At 45.1% G+C, this 1,243-nt stretch carries 1 protein-coding gene; it reads right to left on the reverse strand.

Annotated features, from left to right (window positions below):
* Positions 1-1,243, reverse strand: a 1,243-nt coding sequence (locus WKF69_RS02655) for a GMC family oxidoreductase (protein WP_340379329.1), incomplete at both ends; no start/stop codon positions are given.

The following is a 1,243-nucleotide window of genomic DNA, read 5'->3' on the forward strand; positions in this document are numbered from 1 at the left end:
CACCGCCATCTACTACAAAAAGGTTATTTACGTCGTGCGCCTGATTATATTTATTAAGAACGGAGGAGCTTTTATCATTCCCCATTCGCGTAGTACCTACTTCGTGTATAATCCGCCCTGGGGCTAGTAGTCCATACTTCTCATCAGCTCCTGGCTTTTCGCCGCTTGCTACTCCACCCATGGAATGAATAATCTCTTCAAAAGTATCCTGCATATGCTTTGCCTGCTTTACTTCCTGATCTGTCCAGTTATAATTAAACCTCAATACCGGGATACCAAATTTATCGACAGCACCCGGATCAATCTCACAGTAATTTTCCACGCGAGGAATACTTTCACCGCGACCCGCAAATCCCACTGTTGACCCGTAATAACGGCGATAGTCATTTTTTAAAGCGGCACCGTATCCTCCAGCATCCTTCATCTTTCCCTCAATGGTTGGATATTTCCCGTTAGTTTTTTCCATTCCAAAGCCGAACCCATAGGATGGCATTCCCATACCCCCCCAGAACTCAATATGGTAACCGCGGGCAAAATCAAGTTTTTTGTTTTCCAGCCACCATGGGATATAAAGATGGAGACCTCCCACACCATCTTCGTTGTACCGCTTACGGTCCATTAATTGAGGAATGAAAGCCCCTCTGGATGCCCCGGTCGAATCATGAAGATATTTACCCACCATACCACTTGAGTTAGCTAAGCCATTTGGATGAGCAGATGATTTGGAATTTAACAGCAGTCTTGCAGATTCGCATGCACTCGCAGCCAAAACGACGATTTTAGCATTAACCTGATATTCCTGCATATCCGTCTTATCGACATATGACACACCTGTTGCTCTTCCCTCCTTATCGGTCAGCACTTCACGAGCCATCGCATTTACATAGACATCAGCATTCCCTGTTTTTTTCGCTGGTTTCACCAGGCAGGTCGATGAAGAAAAATCAGCATGCACAGTACAGCCACGACTACATTGCGCACAGAAAAAACAGGATCCTCTGTCTTTATTTACGGGTCGTGTTAGAATAGATAGCCTCGATGGTATGACAGGAATCCCAATTTTACCTGCTGCTTTTTTTATCATGAGCTCATGCAGACGTGGTTTTGGGGGTGGAAGAAAATATCCATCCGGCTCATTATAAATCCCCTCTTTAGTTCCGAACACGCCAATCATCTTATCGACACGGTCGTAAAAGGGTTTTACATCATCATAGCCGATTGGCCAATTGTCGCTCAGCCCATC

It is taken from the genome of Daejeonella sp., assembly GCF_037719425.1.
Lineage (GTDB): Bacteria > Bacteroidota > Bacteroidia > Sphingobacteriales > Sphingobacteriaceae > Daejeonella.